General features: G+C 61.0%; 16 protein-coding genes. 9 read left to right on the top strand and 7 right to left on the bottom strand.

What is annotated here, in order from left to right; translation table 11 throughout:
* Positions 1-185: 185 nt before the first annotated feature.
* The 4 genes from QOU61_RS22510 to QOU61_RS22495 are packed head-to-tail and all read left to right on the top strand — an operon-like array spanning position 186 to position 3998.
* The gene (locus QOU61_RS22510) at positions 186-953 is read left to right on the top strand and encodes an acetoacetate decarboxylase (RefSeq protein ID WP_289653390.1); all 768 of its coding nucleotides are present in this window, start codon (positions 186-188) and stop codon (positions 951-953) included.
* 58 nt (positions 954-1011) lie between these two features.
* Positions 1012-1926 (top strand): 3-hydroxyacyl-CoA dehydrogenase NAD-binding domain-containing protein, encoded by a 915-nt coding sequence (locus QOU61_RS22505; RefSeq protein ID WP_289653389.1) that lies wholly within the window; start codon positions 1012-1014, stop codon positions 1924-1926.
* A 54-nt stretch (positions 1927-1980) separates the two neighbouring features.
* Positions 1981-3183 carry a CaiB/BaiF CoA transferase family protein gene (locus QOU61_RS22500; RefSeq protein ID WP_289653388.1) on the top strand — a complete coding sequence of 401 codons (1203 nt, stop codon included), beginning with the start codon at positions 1981-1983 and terminating at the stop codon, positions 3181-3183.
* 38 nt (positions 3184-3221) lie between these two features.
* Entirely contained in the window at positions 3222-3998 is a 777-nt protein-coding gene (locus tag QOU61_RS22495) for an SDR family oxidoreductase (RefSeq protein WP_289653387.1), read from the top strand.
* Between the two features lie 117 nt (positions 3999-4115).
* Here the strand turns inward: QOU61_RS22495 and QOU61_RS22490 are convergent, their stop codons facing one another.
* The 6 genes from QOU61_RS22490 to QOU61_RS22465 all read right to left on the bottom strand — a co-directional run bounded on the left by QOU61_RS22490 (position 4116) and on the right by QOU61_RS22465 (position 11211).
* A complete protein-coding gene (locus tag QOU61_RS22490) occupies positions 4116-5486 on the bottom strand; it encodes an MFS transporter (RefSeq protein WP_289653386.1) in 1371 nt (456 codons plus the stop codon).
* Positions 5487-5995: 509 nt separating this feature from the next.
* Entirely contained in the window at positions 5996-7459 is a 1464-nt protein-coding gene (locus QOU61_RS22485) for an MBL fold metallo-hydrolase (RefSeq protein WP_289653385.1), read from the bottom strand.
* 181 nt (positions 7460-7640) lie between these two features.
* Complete coding sequence (locus tag QOU61_RS22480; protein ID WP_289653384.1) at positions 7641-8327, bottom strand: VOC family protein; 687 nt, start codon at positions 8325-8327, stop codon at positions 7641-7643.
* A gap of 10 nt (positions 8328-8337) precedes the next feature.
* Positions 8338-9249 (bottom strand): oxidoreductase, encoded by a 912-nt coding sequence (locus QOU61_RS22475; RefSeq protein WP_289653383.1) that lies wholly within the window; start codon positions 9247-9249, stop codon positions 8338-8340.
* 113 nt (positions 9250-9362) lie between these two features.
* Entirely contained in the window at positions 9363-9986 is a 624-nt protein-coding gene (locus tag QOU61_RS22470; RefSeq protein WP_289653382.1) for a hypothetical protein, read from the bottom strand.
* Positions 9987-10266: 280 nt separating this feature from the next.
* A complete protein-coding gene (locus QOU61_RS22465) occupies positions 10267-11211 on the bottom strand; it encodes a GlxA family transcriptional regulator (protein ID WP_502876968.1) in 945 nt (314 codons plus the stop codon).
* Between the two features lie 320 nt (positions 11212-11531).
* Here QOU61_RS22465 and curA point away from each other — a divergent pair, with 320 nt between their 5' ends.
* The gene (gene curA, locus QOU61_RS22460; RefSeq protein ID WP_289653380.1) at positions 11532-12545 is read left to right on the top strand and encodes an NADPH-dependent curcumin/dihydrocurcumin reductase; all 1014 of its coding nucleotides are present in this window, start codon (positions 11532-11534) and stop codon (positions 12543-12545) included.
* 132 nt (positions 12546-12677) lie between these two features.
* Here curA and QOU61_RS22455 read toward each other — a convergent pair whose 3' ends face one another.
* On the bottom strand, positions 12678-13265 hold the full coding sequence (locus QOU61_RS22455; RefSeq protein WP_289653379.1) for an alpha/beta hydrolase: 588 nt from the start codon (positions 13263-13265) through the stop codon (positions 12678-12680).
* Positions 13266-13826: 561 nt separating this feature from the next.
* Here QOU61_RS22455 and QOU61_RS22450 point away from each other — a divergent pair.
* The 4 genes from QOU61_RS22450 (at position 13827) to QOU61_RS22435 (ending at position 18176) form a co-directional block, all read left to right on the top strand.
* Positions 13827-14288, top strand: coding sequence for a (2Fe-2S)-binding protein (locus tag QOU61_RS22450; RefSeq protein ID WP_289653378.1), 462 nt, complete (start codon positions 13827-13829; stop codon positions 14286-14288).
* Between the two features lie 10 nt (positions 14289-14298).
* Positions 14299-16482 carry a xanthine dehydrogenase family protein molybdopterin-binding subunit gene (locus QOU61_RS22445; RefSeq protein ID WP_289653377.1) on the top strand — a complete coding sequence of 728 codons (2184 nt, stop codon included), beginning with the start codon at positions 14299-14301 and terminating at the stop codon, positions 16480-16482.
* 68 nt (positions 16483-16550) lie between these two features.
* The gene (locus QOU61_RS22440; protein WP_289661673.1) at positions 16551-16922 is read left to right on the top strand and encodes a c-type cytochrome; all 372 of its coding nucleotides are present in this window, start codon (positions 16551-16553) and stop codon (positions 16920-16922) included.
* A 111-nt stretch (positions 16923-17033) separates the two neighbouring features.
* The gene (locus tag QOU61_RS22435; RefSeq protein ID WP_289653376.1) at positions 17034-18176 is read left to right on the top strand and encodes a zinc-binding dehydrogenase; all 1143 of its coding nucleotides are present in this window, start codon (positions 17034-17036) and stop codon (positions 18174-18176) included.
* Positions 18177-18209: the final 33 nt, after the last annotated feature.

Here is an 18209-nt window from a genome sequence, read left to right as displayed (position 1 = left end):
GCAACGCGAAAGAATATTGGCGCGGCACGTCTCCGGGACAAGGCCCTGCGATTTCACAATGATCCGCCTTGCAGTGACGGGCCTAAAGGTCCGTACTGGCGGCCGGTGCGGAACGCCGCGAATATGTTGTGAGGGTGGCGCCGATACCGAACGCTGAAACGTCTAACTCAAGGGTGAGCGTCAAGATGAAAAAAGAGGATGTGCTCAGGCAATACACCACGCCGACCGGAGCTCCGGCGTTTGTTCCAGGCCCGCATCGCTTCACATCGCGCGAATATCTGAACATCACCTACCGGACAGATCGGGAAGCTCTCGTCAAGCAAGTGCCCGAGCCGCTTGAAGTCGACGAACCGCTGGTACGCTTCGAAGTGATGAACATGCCCGACACCACGGGATACGGTTCGTATGTTGAGTGTGGGCAGGCCGCGGTCGTGCGACACAAGGAAGAACGCGGCGAATACATCATAGGCATGTATCTCGACAATCTGCCGGCGATTGCCGCGGGCCGCGAGCTCAGTGCGTTTCCGAAGAAGCTCGGCTCGGCAAAGCTGTTCGTCGATTCCGATACGCTGGTAGGCACGCTGGACTACGGTACGCTCAGCGTCGCCCGCGCGACGATGGGCTACAAGCACAAGCCGATGGATCTGGAAAAGGCGCGGCAAGAAATCTGCGTGCCCACGTTCATGTTGAAAATTCTCCCGAGCTACGAAAGGCGCCCGCGCATTTGCGAACTGGTGCGCACCGAAATCACCAATATCTCGGTGAAGGGTGCGTGGCGGGGTCCGGCGCGGCTGCAACTGTTCGAACATGTGCTGGCGCCGCTTGCGGATCTTCCCGTCCGTGAGATCATTTCGGCCACGCACATCCTGACGGATCTCACGCTTTCGCCGGCCACCGTCATCTACGACTATCTCACCGACAGTGCGCCTTCGACCAGTTCAGATAAGAAGTAAGGCGGATGTGATGGCCACAACCCAGCGGGATATTCTCAATCGGTATTCGAAAGTTACGGTGGTCGGCGCCGGCGTCATCGGCGCATCGTGGACGGCGCTCTTTCTCGCGCACGGGCTGGCGGTGGTCGTCAACGATCCGCGCCCGGACGTCGAGACCATCGTCCGAGACTATATTCGCAACAATCTGTCGACGCTCAAGGAGCTTGGGCTGCCGACGGACAATCTGGAAAAGAGGCTGAGCTTCGAGGCCGATCTCGAGCGGTCGGTGACGGGCGCCGATCTTGTTCAGGAAAACGGACCGGAGCGGATCGAGTTCAAGCAGGATCTATGGGCGCGCATCGGCAAGGTCGCGGGCGCGCACGCGCTGATGCTTTCGTCGAGCTCTGCCAAGACCGCGACGGAGCAGGCGCTGAAGACGTCCCGACCCGAGCGGCTGCTGGTGGGGCACCCCTTCAACCCGCCCCATTTGATTCCATTGGTCGAAGTCGTTCCCGGCGAGAAAACGAGCCCGGAGGCGCTGGATGACGCGGTCGCGTTCTACGCGGCGCTTGGCAAGGTGCCCCGCGTGGTGCACAAGGAAATGCCCGGCTTCGTCGCGAACCGCCTGCAACGGGCGATTTTCAGGGAATGCTGCTACCTGGTCATTCAGGGCGTCGTCAAAGTCGACGAACTCGACGACATCGTGACGAGTTCGATCGGCCTGCGATGGGCGGCGGACGGTCCGTTCCGCTCGTTCCATCTCGGTGGCGGCGCGGGTGGGTTCAAATCGTTCTTCAAGCAGTTCGGTCCGGGTCTCAACGAGGCCTGGAAGAACATGGCGTCGGTCAATCTGGATGAGGCCGCGCAGGACAAGATCATCGCGCAGGCCGAGGCATCCTTTGCGGCGCAACCTCCTGAGCAGCTCGAAAGTGAACGCGACGCCAAACAACTGGCCATCATCCGCGCGCTTAAAGCGGTGAAGGCTGGCAAATAACATGCGCTGCAATCGCGGCGTCGGGGCCTGAGGCGCGATCAACGGGAGGACGAAATGGGACTTTTGTTCGAGGGCCTGAAGGTGATCGATTGCGGCAGCTTCATCGCAGCGCCGGCGGCGGCCACGATTCTGTCGGACTTCGGCGCCGATGTCATCAAAATCGAGCCGCCGGGAGCAGGGGATCCCTACCGGCATCTTACGAAGCTTCCCGGCCATCCCAGGAGCGATCAGAATTACGCGTGGATGCTCGGTTCGCGCAACAAGCGCAGCCTCGCGGTCGATATGGCGAAACCCGAGGGCAAGATCGCGATCCAGCGTCTAGCCTCGCAGGCAGATGTCTTCATCACCAACTATCCCGCCGCCGTCCGCAAAAAGCTCGGCATCGGCTATGAAGCCCTGTCGTCGCTGAACGACAGGCTGATCTACGCTTCGTTCTCCGGTTATGGCGAAAACGGCGCCGAGGCGACCAAGCCAGGCTTCGATGTCACGGCATGGTGGGCGCGGTCGGGCTTGATGGACACAGTTCGCGCGTCATCGGAGGCAGTGCCGGTGCGACCCGCGAACGGCATGGGCGATCACTCCGCCGGTTTCACGCTCTATTCCGGCATCGTGATGGCCCTTTATCAGCGCCAGAACACGGGCAAGGGCACGGAGGTGTCGTCGTCGCTGGTGGCGAACGGACTTTGGGCCAACGGCTATAACGCGCAAGCAGCATTGTGCGGCGCGACCTTCACAGACCGTCCGGCACGCGAGGTCGCATTCAACGCGCTGACAAACTATTACAAGTGCCGTGACGGTCGTTGGCTGATCCTGACCATTCTCAATGAAGAAAAGCAGTGGCCGGAGTTCATGAAATGTCTCGGTCGCGAGGATCTGATCGATGACCCGCGTTTTGCCAAGAAGGTGGATCGATTGACGCGATCGCGCGAACTGATCGCATTGCTCGACAAGGAATTCGAGAAGGTGGATCGTGCGGAATTGCGCAAGCGCCTGACGGAAAGGGGGATCGTGTTCGACGTTGTGGCCACGCCGGAGGATATTCCGTCAGACCAGCAGCTCATCGACAACGACATTCTCGTTCCCTTCGCCGGCAGCGAAACAAGGACGATCAATAGCCCGATTGCGCTGCGTGGCGCAGACAAGGTCCAACCAAGGATGCCGCCTTCGGTGGGCCAGCACAGCGATGAGGTGCTGAAGGAGGCAGGTTTCGATGCGGCGACGATCGCCCAGATGCGCGCCGTCGGCGCCATTGGCTGAGTAACGACAACGCATTTCCAGTTCATCAGGAGCGTCGCATGAAAATCGAAGAGCTGTTCTCGGTCCGGGGAAAGGTCGCTCTCGTCACCGGAGGTAGTCGAGGTCTTGGCGAAATGATCGCCCGCGCCTACGTCGAAAACGGCGCCAAGGTCTATATCACCGCGCGGCGCGCCGAAGCCTGCGAGGCGCTTGCAAAAGAGCTGTCGCAGTTCGGCGAATGTATCGCCATCCCGGCGGATCTTTCACGCATGGAGGAGATTGCGCGCCTGTCCGGCGAGCTTCACAAGCGGGAGAAGAAGCTCGATATTCTGGTCAACAATGCAGGTGCAAGCTGGGGCGCGACCTTCGCCGAGTTCCCCGAAAATGGGTGGGACAAGGTGATGGACCTCAACGTGAAGTCGGTGTTCTTCCTGACCCAGAGTCTGCTCGATCTGTTGGAAGCGGCGGGATCGGCGAATTCCTACTCGCGAGTGATCAACATCGGCTCGATCGAGGGCATCAGAACGTCGCATCTCGAAGCCTACTCATATGCTGCGTCGAAGGCAGGCGTGAACCATCTAACGCGCATCATGGCAAAGTTTCTTGCCCCAAAGCACATTGCGGTCAATGCGATCGCGCCCGGCTACTTCCCGTCGAAAATGACCGATGCGATCGATGAGCATGGTGCGAAGGAAGTCATCGACGATGCGCCCATGAAACGTATGGGACATGCGGACGACCTCGCGGGCATTGCCATCTACCTCGCCTCGAGGGCGAGCGGTTTTGTCTGCGGTGCGGTCATTCCGGTCGACGGCGGATTGGCCACGACGGCCTAAGGCTCGCGCTCGAAGGCAAGACTTGAGCGTATGGACCTCAAGAACCTCGAAAAAGGCGCCGCTTGATGCGGCGCCCTTTTTGGACCTTGAATTATCAGGACCATCGGACGGCTGCCTTCAAGATGTCAATCCGGCCTCGATAGCTGGTTCGTTCAGGACCTCGTTTGGGTCCGCAGCCTTTACGATGATCAGCAACAGCAGGCCGGACAGCAGGTAGGCTGCCACGATAAGATAGGTGCTGAAGAGCGAGTTGCCGGTCGTTGCGGTAATGTAGCCGGTGAGGGAAGGTGCGACAGCCGGGCCGAGATTGCCGAGGCTGCTGATGAGCGCGATGCCGCCGGCGGCGCTTGCCTTGGACAGGTACTCAGTCGTGGTGGTGAAGAACAATGGCGTCGCCGAGATGAACCCGAGGCCGGCGAGCGTCAGGCCTACGATCGACGCAACCAAATTGCCGTTGGAAAATGTGATGGCCAACAGGCCGACTGCCGCGACGGCTACGCAGGTGGCGTAGTGCCACCGCCGCTCTCTGGTCTTGTCCGAGTGACGCCCCATCAGAATCGTGCCGATGATGCCTGCGATCTGCGGCAAGGTGGCAAGCAGACCTACGTGCAACAGATCGGCCACGCCCCAGCTCTTGATCAGCGAGGGAATCCAGAACACCATGGTGTAGGTCGCGCCCAGCAGCAGAAAGTAGGTGAACGCAAGGCCGTAGACCTTCGGATCCTTCAGCATCTGGAAGAATCCGGCGTGATGCGCGGACTCGACGTCCTTGTGATCGTGATCGAGCTGGAAGCGCAGCGCGGTTTTTTCCTCGGGACTCAGCCACTTGGCGTCTTCGGGTTTATCCTGAAGATAGAAGTAGGCGGCAAGACCGAGGATTGACGCGGGCAGGCCTTGGGAAATGAAGAGCCACTGCCAGCCATGCCAGCCTTGGATGTCGTTAAGATACTTCATCGTTGCGCCGGAAAGCGGACCGGCAATCACGGACGCGATGGCTGTTGCGGTCATGAACATCGCGATAATCTGGCCGCGCCGTGCTGAAGGGTACCAGTACGTCAGATAGAGAATGATGCCGGGGAAGAAGCCCGCTTCGAGTGCGCCGAGCAGGAACCGGGCAACATAGAATTGCAGCGGCGTCTGCACGAACGCCATGGCGCACGCAACAATGCCCCATGTGAACATGATGCGCAGCAACGTCTTGCGAACGCCGATGCGCTCGAGCAGCAGGTTGCTGGGTACTTCGAACAGGAAGTAGCCGACGAAGAATATGCCGGCGCCGAAGCCGTATGTCGCATCGCTGAAAGTCAGCGTCTGCTTCATCTGAAGCTGGGCATATCCGATGTTGATGCGATCCAGAAACGCGATCATGTAACAAACAATCAGGAAGGGTAGAATCCGCCAGCCGATCTTGGAGAACAGCTTTGTGACGGCGATCGGCTCCTTTTCAGCGGAAGGAATTGTACGGACGCCGGTTGCGTGAATAGCCATTTGTTTACTCCCCTCATTTGTATTCCCTCGGAGTCTTTTGCTCCGAGTTGGAACGTATTTTGCCGTCTTACTCCTTGACGCCGGGTGCGCCGCGATAACCACGGCGGTTGACGTTCCGCACAATAAGAATCTGAATGTTGGACGAGGTCCGCCCGGGATCGAACCCGGTCGCGCCGCGCGCATGGTTCCTGATCCTTTGGAGCGCCCTCGGGCACGCAGTCGGCATCGTGATCGACTTTCGGGCAAGAACCAAGGTCAAACGGCCATGCCAGCTTCAAAAGACAATCACTAATCTATCAGGCGCTTGATTGTGTAGCAATACGCGCGCCGGGCTGTCCCGGATATGCTGTGAACGGGGCGCGCTGCTGCTAGCAGTATCTGGCGGGTCGGCCGGGGCGTGTATCCAGATCGCTGGCGACGCCGTCTCCTGACGGCTCAAGCTCTGTTCGATTTGAACGCCCCCACGGCAGGACGCGCTGTCGTCCCGCCGGTCTTCTTCCGCGGGTAGCCTACCTCTGCAGCGGCCTCTCGGTACGGACTATAAGCTCTCTTCCTGTGAGGGCATGAGAGTAAAGCGGCAAGATCGTGTCGACCTGCAGTTTGAGCCGATTCAGATTTTCGACCAGGTTGATCTCGCTGCCGACGGGCAAGGGCAGAGACGCGGCCGCGGGCGGGATTTGGAACTCGTCTGCCTCGATCAGGATCCGGCCCTCGGGAATATAGGCCATCAGGAACCCGCGGGAATGAGAGCTGTCGTGCACTTCATGAATTTCGATCTTCTGCGTACCGTCAGAGAGAACCGTGCCTTCGTCGACGCCGACTAAAACTGGCTTGCGGCCGCTCCCAGCGAGTTGATCGGGATGGATGGTGTTCGGATTCGCGAAGACCTTTTCGTAAAAGGGCAGCGCCAACGAACTCACCATCAGCTTGGCTCCTTCCGCTGCGGCGTATCTCAACCCGCCCGCGTGATCGAAATGATGGTGCGTTGCGATCACGGTCCCCACCTTCTTTCTGGCGACCAACGCGTTGGCTGCGAGGAACATCTGCTCGGCATAGCCGCCGGATATCGGACTTTCGACCAGCACGATCTGGTCCTTCATCTCGATCGCTACGCTATTGTGGGTCGGTCCCTCGAGAAACCAAACTCCCGAGCCCACATTCTGAACGTTGATCGAAGGCTTCGCTCCACGAATGCCGGCAGGTACGTCGACCCGCAAGGGCAAATCGACCTTCACATTCTGAATCGCGATATCGAACACTTCCGTCCCAGCCTGAGATTGCCGCAGTCGCATGGGAAATTTCAGTCCTTCAACGTCGCGGTAATCTTCGAATCTGGTGACGATGTCAGTATCGCCAAGGACCGCATCGGGTACTCTGGAAGCGATTCTGACGACGAAACCCGCCTTGTTGAGCCATACGACGGCCATCAATGTGCGCGGGATGGCGAAACTGAGAGTCGTGAAAGTCTCTCCATTCACGACCTTGTTCGCGGCGACGGCGCCGTAGCGTTTCGCAGCCAGGAGCACTCCTTGCGGCGATGTGGTCCATAGATCGTTGACCCGAGCCTCGAGCTGTCCGGGCGCGGGGCCGACGAACGGTCTTGCTGTGTTCCAGCAGAGATCATCCTTGAGCAATCCGATGGTCAGGAGGCCGCCGAGACCGAACGGAGGGGTCGCTCCGCCTCCCAGCAACTCGCCGCGGGCCCGAATCACATCCTCCCGATAAGAATTATTTTCGAAATCCATCGCTCGAATGAATCTGGTGTACGTCAATTTCGGCCATACGAAATCGGGTTCGAGCGCTTGGCCGAACAACGAGCCTGAACCGACACCGATCACTTGAATGGAATGCACCGAAGGCCCCCCGATGGCGGCTTGAGCTTTGCGGATCACTTCGTCGGCATCGAGCCCGGCATTTTGGGCCGGTAAGGGACCGGCGAACATGGCGGCCACCGACAGGGCGAAGATGCCCACTTTCCAAGAAGATCGTGGAGGCACTCCGGGCATCCGAGGTTTTACGTGCTCTGTTGATCCGACCTGAACCCGGCCTCGGACGGGCCCGACAGCATTCCCCCTCCCGCCTCCGAAGCTCCAGTTGGAACGGTCGCGGCTATCTTCGCTGCCCGGTTTGGATGGGTGGCCACAGTATTTCTCCTCAAGACAGGCTTCCGACGATCGAGGCGCGGCGGGACAGCTCGATCCAATTGCCGTCCGGATCGAGGATCATCGAGATCCGCGCCACGTCTCCAAGCGTGATCGGTGCAAGACCTTCGCGCACGCCCTTGCTTCGCAGTTCGTCATGCACGGCGTCGATATCTGATATCTGCAGGGTGATGTAGCGCCAGCCGCGTGCCTGACGAATCGGATCGACGGTCGCCGCACGGTCTTCCTGGAGAAGAACAAAGCTGTCGCCCAGGCGAAAGGCCGGACCGTCCGACCATGACTGTTCGCTGAAGCCGAGGATGTCGCCATAGAACCTGCGATGTTCGCTGAGGCTGCGGACCGCCACGGTGACGGCTATCTGGGTGACACCATCGTATCCCGGCGGCACCAGCTGAACGCGATTGCCGTCGGGATCGGCCATCCGTCGCGGTTTCTGCAGACCCTCTCGCGCGATAATCAGTTCGCGGTAACCGCTCGGTGCGGCCTCGGGCAGGGGCTCCGCATGATGGTTGAGCTTGATGACCGAGCCTTGCTCATTGTGCCTGTACTGTTTCTGTCCGCGGCGAATCGGCTGCACATGATCGAAGCGCAGACCGACATCCTCCTGCCAGAACCGCAGCATCGACTCCAGATCGTTGGTCGAAAGTCCGACGTCGATGATCTGCTTGGCGAGTTGCATCTGTCGTACCTCAAGCGAATGACGTACCGACCAGCTTTTCGGACACATCCCAAAGTCTTGCAGCTGTCGTTGCGTCGCGGGCTTGAGGCATGATCAGGGCGGGCGCTGGCGCGCCTCGCAATTCGCCGATTCCACCGGGTCCGTAATAGGCGCCCGGCCTTGCTTGCGGGCTTGTCGCTGCGAACAGGATCGGCCTCGCGCCGTCTGCCGCGGACTGACCTAACAATGGCGCTGCGAAAGCGGTCGCAAGAGAAATAAAGCCGCCCGGGCCGCTCGCGAACAGGTTGGTTCGGGAAAATCCAGGATGGGCGGCGTTACTGATCAGGTTCCCGCGGGCCGCGTCACTGCGCCGCTGCAGTTCGAGCGCAAATATCAAACACGCGAGCTTGGATTGGCCGTATGCCTTCCATGGCGAGTACAGGCGTGCACCCTGCAGATCGCCGAAATCGATGCGCGCGGTCCGGTGCGCAAGGCTGCTGACGCTGACAACTCTTGGTTCGCCTGCCCGGCGCAACAATGGCATCAGCCGAGCCGTGAGAGCGAAGTGACCCAGATAGTTTGTTCCTAATTGCATCTCAAAACCATCCGCCGTTGTTTGCCGGCGGGGCAGCGCCATCACTCCCGCATTGTTGATCAGGAGATCAAGGGACTGCCGGACGTGCATCCGCTGTGCGAAGTCAGCGATCGATGCGAGGCTGGCCAGATCGAGATGTTCGTAGCTTACTTTGGCGCCGATCACTTCGCCGCTGATTTTCTCGAGAGCCGATTGCCCCTTCCGATCGTCGCGGCCGGTCAGTATGACTTCTGCGCCGGCTTTGGCCAAGGCCAAGGCCGTCTCGTAGCCGAGGCCGCCCGTGGCTCCCGTGACAACGGCTGTCTTGCCGAGCTGCGAAGGGATTTCGCCTTGTGGAGAGCCGGCCATGGAGGTACCTGCTCAAGTCAATTTTTCAAGACCAAAGCGCGATTACTCTATCACACCCGCGCTACTTTCGGACCAGCGGGATCTGCAGGTTGGTAGGCCGGTTCTGTTCGGTATCAAAGCCGCGGCCGTCGGATATTGCGCGCGCCCCAGAACAGCAGGTCTCCTCTGAGGTAAACGAGATCGTACTCCATGAAACTCGTCCCTTCCTTCAGACCGAACGGGACAAACGTCTTCCCGAAGATGCTCTGCGGCGAGTTGACCGCCCAGGGGGCGTAGCCTGCCGGGGCGACCTTGTTGAGCACGTCGGCAAATCCCGCTGCGAGCGGAGTGACCTCGTAGCTCTCATCGGCAACGAAATCGACCTTCTGCGCACCCGCAGCGATCGGGTGGGGGCCCTGCCACAGCATATGTCCGCCGATCTTGATGAGCGCGAGCGGCACGGCACCGTAAGGGTCGGCGGAGTTGACGACCTCGAGCTCGAACCGGTCGGACGGCAGATACTTGAAAGCGCGCTTGAGGTAGAACGGCTTGAGCGAGCCGTCGGGGCTCTTGCCTGCGCTCGGCCGCACTTCCGGAGCGATGCTCTCCCAGTTTCCGAGCATCGCCTGCTTGATCCTCGCGATGTCTGTTTCCACGCCGCTTGCCTTCGGTTGATCGCTGGCGGACTGCGCCGCGGCTGCGCCAGACATGGTGATCGACAGAAGGAGGAACAGCGAGGCCTTGATGCCGTTGCACATGAGCACGCTCCGCTAGGTTCAAGGCGCTGGCCTTCGTGCCGGGCTGACGGATCGAGGCCGCGAAGCCCTGCCTGCCAGGCAGACCCGCGCACAGTGCCGTCTTGCTATAGGCGCGGCGGTCCGGCCTGAAAAAGACTTTGTAAGCTGGTCCCCATGCCAGCGAGACATGGGAGGTTCAGATGGAGCTCCGCACGCGGCTAGGAGGCTAAGCCGTAGTTGGATGTGGAAGCGCCGCGCTTGAGAAGCGAATGCCCGCGCCGCTATCGCGGTCATCGAACGGTTAGATGGTCGCCAGCGGATGCGCTGCGTTGCGAAGGGCTTGGGGCGTAGCACTGAAGGTACGAAGGAAACTGCGCCGCATTCGCTCGCGATCGCCGAATCCTGTCTCGCGAGCAATTTCCTCGATTGGCAGCCGGCCTTGCTCGAGCATGAACCTTGCGGCCTCGAGGCGCAGGTTTTCAATTGCCTTTGCCGGCGAAAGGCCGGTCTCTGTCCGGAACACTCGACTAAATTGTCGAGGGCTTAGCCGGGCAGCGTCGGCCAACAGCTCGACCGTCAGCGGTTCGCGAAGGTTCTGCTTTGCAAAGGCCAGCGCAATTTGAACGCGATCGGATTTGGCATCGAGCTGCAGCATTGCGGAATGCTGCGATTGACCGCCAGCGCGGCGATGATGGACGACAAGCACCCTCGCGGTGCGTTGCGCTGCCTGCTGGCCCAAGTCGCGTTCAATAAGACCAAGCGCGAGATCAATGCCAGCCGTCATCCCAGCCGACGTCCACACGGGTCCGTCGGCAATGAATATCCGATCCATTTCGACGGTGACTTTGGGGAATCGCCTGCCAAGTTCCTCGGCACGCAACCAGTGCGTGGTCGCACGTCGGCCATCCAGAATTCCCGCTTCCGCCAGCGTGAACGCTGCAATGCAGACTGAGGTGATACGCCTTGTCGTTGATACGGCCTCGCGCAAATAGGCAACCGTGCGTGGCGATGGCGGCACCAAATCCGGCGCCGAGCCCACCATGAGCGTGTCAAAACTGCCTTCGCCCAGCGGTTCGGTATTCATCGTCCAGCCGAGCGAGTTTGTAAGTGGCTCACCTGTCTCCGACAGAATTCGGAGATCATAGAAGCGTTCGCCGGCAACGAGATTGGCTGCTTCAAAAGCCGAGATCGGCGCGAAGCTCATCACGCTGAAGCCTGTCGGCAAGAGGAGCCCGAGTCGCAGAATAGTGGCCTCCCAATCGGCGAACGAGGTGGCTTCGGGTGGTTGTCAGGACATGGGGGCAATCGCCCCGACGTTCAAGTTAACGGAGGAACCCTACTCGAATCCGGGCGTCGCCGCAGGACATATTTGCCTCCATTCGGGACGCCACCGAATGGCTTAAACGGTTCGCGCATGAGGGCGGCCACGTCTGACCGCCATGTCTTGAATTGCGGCATCTCCGACCTTTTGTGGAACCGGTGGTGCCATATAGAAGTGACCAGCGACATTGCCGTGGAGTGTTTGAACCTTCCCGTTGTCCAGGGAGCGCGCTCCGGGAGTTTGCGATGGATCCCTACAGACAGGTGGTTTTGGCGGCGCGGCCGAAGGGCTTGCCCCGGGCGGGTGATTTTCGTCTGGAAACCGGTGCATTGCCCGAACCGCTTGAGGGACAGGTCCTCGTGGCGACGAAGTTTCTTTCGCTGGACCCCTACATGCGCGGACGCATGAACGACGCCGAGTCCTATGCCCCGCCAGTCAAGGTCGGCGGTGTCATGGAGGGGGAGGTCGTCGCCGAGGTCGTCCGTTCGCGGCATCCATCCTTTAGCCGAGGAGAGCTCGTCCAGGGGCGGATCGGCTGGCGCACACACGCGGCGGTCGTACCGCGAGACCTGCAAAGGGTGGAGACCGGGCTTAACCCCCCTCAGACCTCACTGGGTGTCCTGGGAATGCCCGGGTTCACTGCCTATGCAGGCCTTCAAGCCATCGGGCAACCCAAACCCGGAGAAACAGTGGTCGTCTCGTCCGCGGCAGGCGCAGTTGGATCCGTGGTCGGCCAACTGGCCCAATTGGCGGGCGCTCGTGCGGTCGGCATCGCCGGAGGCGCGGCAAAGTGCGCCTATGTGCGTGACGAGCTTCGATTCGACGCCGTCGTTGACCACAAGGCGCGGGGCCTCTCGAAGGCGGTCGCGGCTGCATGCCCCGACGGGATCGATGTCTACTTCGAGAATGTTGGCGGACCGATCTGGAACGCGGTCTTGCCGCTCCTGAACCGCTACGCCCGCGTTCCCGTCTGTGGCTTAATCGCATATTACAACGGGGACGCACCCGCCGAGCCGAATTCTGTCGTGGAGACGATGTTGGCGATCCTCCGGCGAAGCCTGCTGATCAGGGGCTTCATCAACACAGAGTTCGCGCCAGAACTCTATCGAGCCTTCCTCTCGGAGATAACCCCGTTGGTTCACTCCGGACGCATTCGTCACCGGGAGCATGTTGTCGAGGGTTTGGAAGCGGCCCCGCAGGCATTCATCGGTATGCTCGAGGGACACAACTTTGGAAAAACGCTTGTCCGCGTTTCCTGACGCGGGAGGGCGGCCCGACTCAAGAGAGGCGATGCCGCCGGCATTGCCGAGCCGGCCGTTCGGTTCATCCTCCTCAGCTCCGAAGCCTCGCAAATTTTCAACATGAACCGCGCTTCCCGTCTTATCCAGCTATCAGCGACGCCACTTCTTGCGGATGTGACAGCATCGCGACATGGCTGGCGGCAACCTCGACAACCGCCGCGTTGAGGCGCTTGGCCATGCTCCGGCGGGCTGGATGGCGCGGTCGTTCGTTGCGACGAGATAGCGACACGTCCTGCCGCGCCATGCCGGCGCGGACACCGTTCCACCCAACGCAACACCCGCTGTTGGCGACTGGGCGGAATGGAGGACCAGCTTTTCCGTGTCGGTCAGATCCTGCGCAAAGGAGCAGCTCACGCCCGATTGGGTGAGCTTTAGATACCCCTCCGCGTCAGGGCGGACTTCCGCACCCAGCGGCGCAGGCTCGACGCTCGCACCGAGAGATCCTGCCGACTCACCCGCGTCCGGAGCGAAGGCCGCGATGTACACGAGCGCCTCGACCTTCGGGTCGTTTCCGGCCTCGGATATAACGGCGCCGCCGTAGGAGTGGCCTGCCAGGATGATTGGACCCGACGCGAGCGCGATAGCCCGCCTGACCGTCGCCACGTCGTCGCCGAGCGACGTCAGGGGAAGCTGCACGGCGGTGACGGAGTGACCTCTGGCGGCAAGGAGCGGGATCACCTTCGCCGTCCGCCCAAGCGCCGTGCACTAGAATTATGTCTGATGACTTCGCCATATCGTCCTCACTCGGGTGTGTCCGATTGCCTCGCGTCCGCGCCGCTTGGCCACGGAGGGTATTGGTTTTCAACACCCGGACACATGTGGAATTGCCGATTCTTCGGCCATCCGGGGCACGCCGACGAAGCTCGATAAGGCTGCCACTTGGCGCGGAGGATTCGTTCGCAACCCGAAGCACCTCTCACTGCGAAGTATGCTGTGGCCGAAATGGTGGCATCAACGACATGGCGCGATAAACCAGCGCCCGCCTAGGGTGCTCGCGGCCGCATTGTTCGGAGAGCAGCCGGCGGCCGTCGATGGCCGGAGGGGGCGGGATGATGCGATCCCGCGTGCACGCGCGAGCGAGCGGCGCAAGGCAGTGCTTGAGCAAGAATGGCGGTCTGAAGGACGCGACTGAAGAAGAGGCGCAACTCAAGAGGATGCCGTCAGCCCGAAGGGAAGCAGCAAGGCTTGACCTTGTCCACGAGAGCGTAAGGGGTAAATCGAAACAACGAGGGCCGCGCGATGAAGCTCACCGTAAACGGACAGGAGCGCGTCCTGGATGGGGTCGACCCGACGATGCCTCTCTTGTGGGCCATCCGCGACCTCCTTGGTCTGAAAGGAACCAAGTTTGGGTGCGGGCAGGCGCTCTGCGGCGCTTGCACCGTGCACATGGACGGGCAGCCAGTCCGTTCGTGCCAGACACCTCTTGCCGACGTCGGAGACAGCAAAGTCACCACGATCGAAGGGATAGCCGGACGCGTTGCGGAAGCCGTCAAGTCGGCCTGGATCAAGAACAATGTTCCCCAATGTGGCTACTGCCAATCGGGTCAGATCATGGCTGCGCTTGCGTTGCTTGAGTCCAACCCGAAGCCCTCGCGTGACGACATCAACTCAGCGATGAGTGGAAATCTCTGTCGATGCGGCACGTATCCACGAATTCGCGCCGCGATCACAGACGCCTCGAGCTCTCTCGGAAGACAGTGAGCGCGCGACCATGAACATCGAACGACAAAGCTCAAACCGCGGCCCTCGAGCGTTACCGAGCCGACGCGCCCTCCTCGAAGGGATCGGTACAACCGGCTTTCTTCTCGCCTTCCAAATCACGATCACAGGCGCCCGCGCAAAGGAAACGCCGCTGCGCCCGGGTCAGTTCAACGCCTTTCTTGCGATCGGCGAGGACGACATCGTTACCGCGATCATTGCTCAAGCCGAGGGCGGACAGGGGAACTCCACCGGGATGACACAAATCATCGCCGCCGAGTTGGGCGCCGCCTGGCCACGGATGCGATATCAGTTCACCACCGAACGCCGCGCAGAATACATCAATCCCATACTCTACGAGGGGCTTGTCCTCACTGCGGGGAGCTCTTCGATTCCGGGTTTCTATGGCGCAATGCGTCAGGCGGCGGCGGCGACGCGAGAAATGCTTGTTGCGGCCGCCGCGAGGCGATTGGGTGCCAGACCTGACGAGTTTTCCGTCGCCGAGTCCAAAGTCACGCATTCGCCATCCGCCCGCTATTTCACCTTCGGACAACTCGCCGCCGACGCCGCCAAGGAGCAGGTTCCCGCAAAGCCTCGGCTGCGTACCAGGAACGAACTCCATTTGATCGGTCAGCGGTTGGACCGGCTGGACGTGCCCGCGAAGGTCAATGGAAGCGCTCGCTTCGGACTGGACCATGAAGCGCCGGACATGTTGTACGCGGCCGTCAGACACGGCCCAGCCTACGGATCGACGGTTACGCAGATCGATGACGCCAAGGCCAGATCCATGCCAGGAGTCAGACTGGTCATGGCGGTGCCCCAAGGCGTTGCCGTCGTTGCTGAGCAGTATTGGCAGGCCGCCAAGGCGTTGGCTGAGGTACGCGAGACCTATGCCAGCCATCCGAACAGCGAGGCCTCTTCCGCAACGGTCGAGGCTGCGCTGCGGCGGGGATTGGAGCAGCCCGGCGTTTCGACCACTGGAAGCCACGGAGATGTCCCCGCCGCCATGAAATCCGCCGCGAAGATCCTCGAGGCGGAGTTTTCGATGCCATTCCTCTCGCACGCTTGCATGGAGCCGGTGTCATGCACAGCCCGGGTCGGCGACCAAGTGGAGTTGTGGCTTTCCACCAAGTCCCCGAGCCTGGATGCCGTCCACGCGGCGCGCGCGCTCGGCATCGACCCGTCATCCATCGTCGTTCACAACGAATACCAGGGCGGCGACTTCGGCCGACGCTCCGGGATGGAGCACACGACCGAGGCGGTGCTGCTGGCTAAGGCGACCGGGCGGGCCGTGAAAGTCGTTTGGACGCGCGAAGAGGACCTGAGGGTCGATCAGCACCGTACGGCATTCTTGGGTCGCGCGCGTATGGGGCTCAGTGCTGACGGGATGCCCGTCGCTTATGAAGCAAAAATCGCCTGTGATGGACTGTGGCAGCGGCTCTTTCCCTGGTTCTACGCCACGAAGAAGCCGGTAGACCTGCCGACATTTAGCCTTGTGGGCAGCTCTTACGGAATTCCAAATGAGGCAGGAACCTACGTCAATGTCCCGCTGCCCGTCCGGATCGGCGCCTTCCGCGGCAACAACGATACACATAATGGCTTCATGCTGGAGTCGATGATCGACGATGCGGCCCGCCAGGCGGGAATGGATCCGTTGGCCTATCGTCGCAGGCTGCTGGCGAATGATGCGCGAAGCACCGTTGTACTCGATCGAGCTGCCGCGATCGCCGGCTGGGGCAAGGTTGCCGCGGGCCACCACCAGGGCGTGGCGTTTTGGCAGTCGGACTTCTACCACTGTCGGCTCGCCGTGATTGTGGAGGTCTCCGGAACAGCTGACGCCTTGAAGGTGGAGCGGCTCGTCGGCGTCTGTGATTCCGGTCTCGCCATCAACCCGATGCTCGCTGAACGAGCGGTCGAAGCGGGAATGATCTTTGGACTGAGCAATGCGATGAGTGAAAGTATCACGCTCGCGGGCGGAGCGCCCGAGCAGACCAACTTCGATACCTATCAGCTCCTCCGGATCGATCAGGCCCCCGACGTCACCGTCGAGATCATCTCTGTCGGCGACGAGCCCGGCAGCTTCGGAGAGGTCGGCACGATGCCGATGTGTTCAGCTTTGGGTAACGCGATCGTCTCAGCAACCGGCAAGCGTATTCGGACCACGCCCTTCGGGGGCAATGGTGTGACCTTCGTTTGACTGATCGACGCGGGCTGCGCGGGCACGCGAACAATTGGAGGCGGAACGTGGAAGAAAAAGCTGCATTCATGGTGGTTGCCGCAGCGCTTCTTGCCGGGGCCGGGGTGGCAGTCGCACAGGACAGCGCGCCAGGCAAAGTCTCCTTCGCCAAATGCCAAGCCTGCCACGCCGTCGGTCAAGGGGCAAAAAACAAGCTCGGCCCAGAGCTGAATGGGTTGGCCGGCCGCAAAGCCGGAGCGGCTGCGGGATATCAGTACTCGTCCGCTTTTAAAAACGCCGGCTTCACCTGGGATCAGTCGAGCTTCGCGGCGTTCATGCAAAATCCGAGAACAAAGGTCCCCGGAAACAAAATGGCGTTCGCGGGCATGAAGGATCAAGCCGAAATTGCGGGGCTGTGGGCCTATCTCCTGCAATTCAACGCTGATGGTAGTCCTGAGTGAATGACTTGAGAATCCATCGAGACCGTGACCGGCTCACCTGCGAGGATCTCGATAGACATCTTGATCAAGTCGCCTGATTTCCGTCCGTCATCTCAGCTAAGGAGCAAGTCTTTGGCCAATCAGACAAGCTTGGAACTGCGATCGCTGGTTAAGCAGGATGGAACGCTCGAGTTATCGCTCGCTGCGGTGAGCGTGCCGTCGCCAACGGCCGATGAGGTGGTTGTTCGCGTCGAGGCGACGCCGATCAACCCCTCCGATCTTGGGCTGTTGCTTGCCGCCGCAGACGCAAGCTCTGCAAAGGCATCGGGCCAAGGCAGCCAGACGGTCGTGACGGCGCCGATTGCGCCCGCGGTGATGCGCGCGCTCTCCGCTCGGATCGGGAAGTCAATGCCGGTCGGTCTTGAAGGAGCAGGTATGGTGACGCACGCCGGCGCGTCGCCGGAAGCCCAGGCGCTGCTCGGGAAGACAGTGTCGATCTTCGGCGGGGGGATGTATGGACAACTTCGGAAAGCCAGGGCCGCCGACTGTCTGGTTCTGCCCGCCGGAATCAAGCCGGAAGAGGCCGCGTCCGCCTTCGTCAATCCGCTAACCGCTCTTGGCATGCTGGAGACCGCGAGAAGGGAGGGACACAGGGGCCTCGTGCATACAGCAGCGGCGTCGAACCTTGGCCAGATACTAAACCGATTGTGCCAGGCGGATGGGGTTCCACTGGTGAATATCGTCCGCAGTGAAGAGCAGGTCCGAATTTTGAGGGGCCTTGGGGCGGGGCATATCGTCAACTCGGCTCAGGCAACTTTCAGAGACGATCTGGTCTCGGCTCTCAAGGCGACGGGAGCAACACTCGCCTTCGACGCCATCGGCGGAGGCAAGCTCGCCGGCCAGATCCTCAACGCCATGGAGGCCGTCGCTGCCGGCACATCCGGAGAAACGTACAACATGTACGGTACTTCCGTTCACAAGCAGGTCTACATCTATGGTACTCTCGATCCTGGACCGATTGAGCTAACGCGTGGCGCCGGCATGGCGTGGGGTATCGGCGGCTGGCTGCTCTTTCACTTCTTGGCCAAGGTGGGTCCGGAGGTCGAGGCGCGGTTGAAAGCGCGGGTTGCCACTGAAATCAGGACGACCTTCGCCAGCCAATACACCCGCACCATCTCCCTGCTTGAGGCGCTCGATCCCGATGTCATTGCGGCCTACAGCCGCCGAGCGACGGGCGAAAAATTCCTGATCAACCCGAGCCTGGCCATCGAGTAGGCAGCGTCGATCGCCCGGCTGTCGATCGATCTC

This window comes from Bradyrhizobium sp. NP1, from assembly GCF_030378205.1.
Taxonomy (GTDB): Bacteria; Pseudomonadota; Alphaproteobacteria; order Rhizobiales; family Xanthobacteraceae; genus Bradyrhizobium.
Note: the sequence above shows the minus strand (reverse complement) of the source record. Positions and strands in the feature narration are given on the sequence as shown.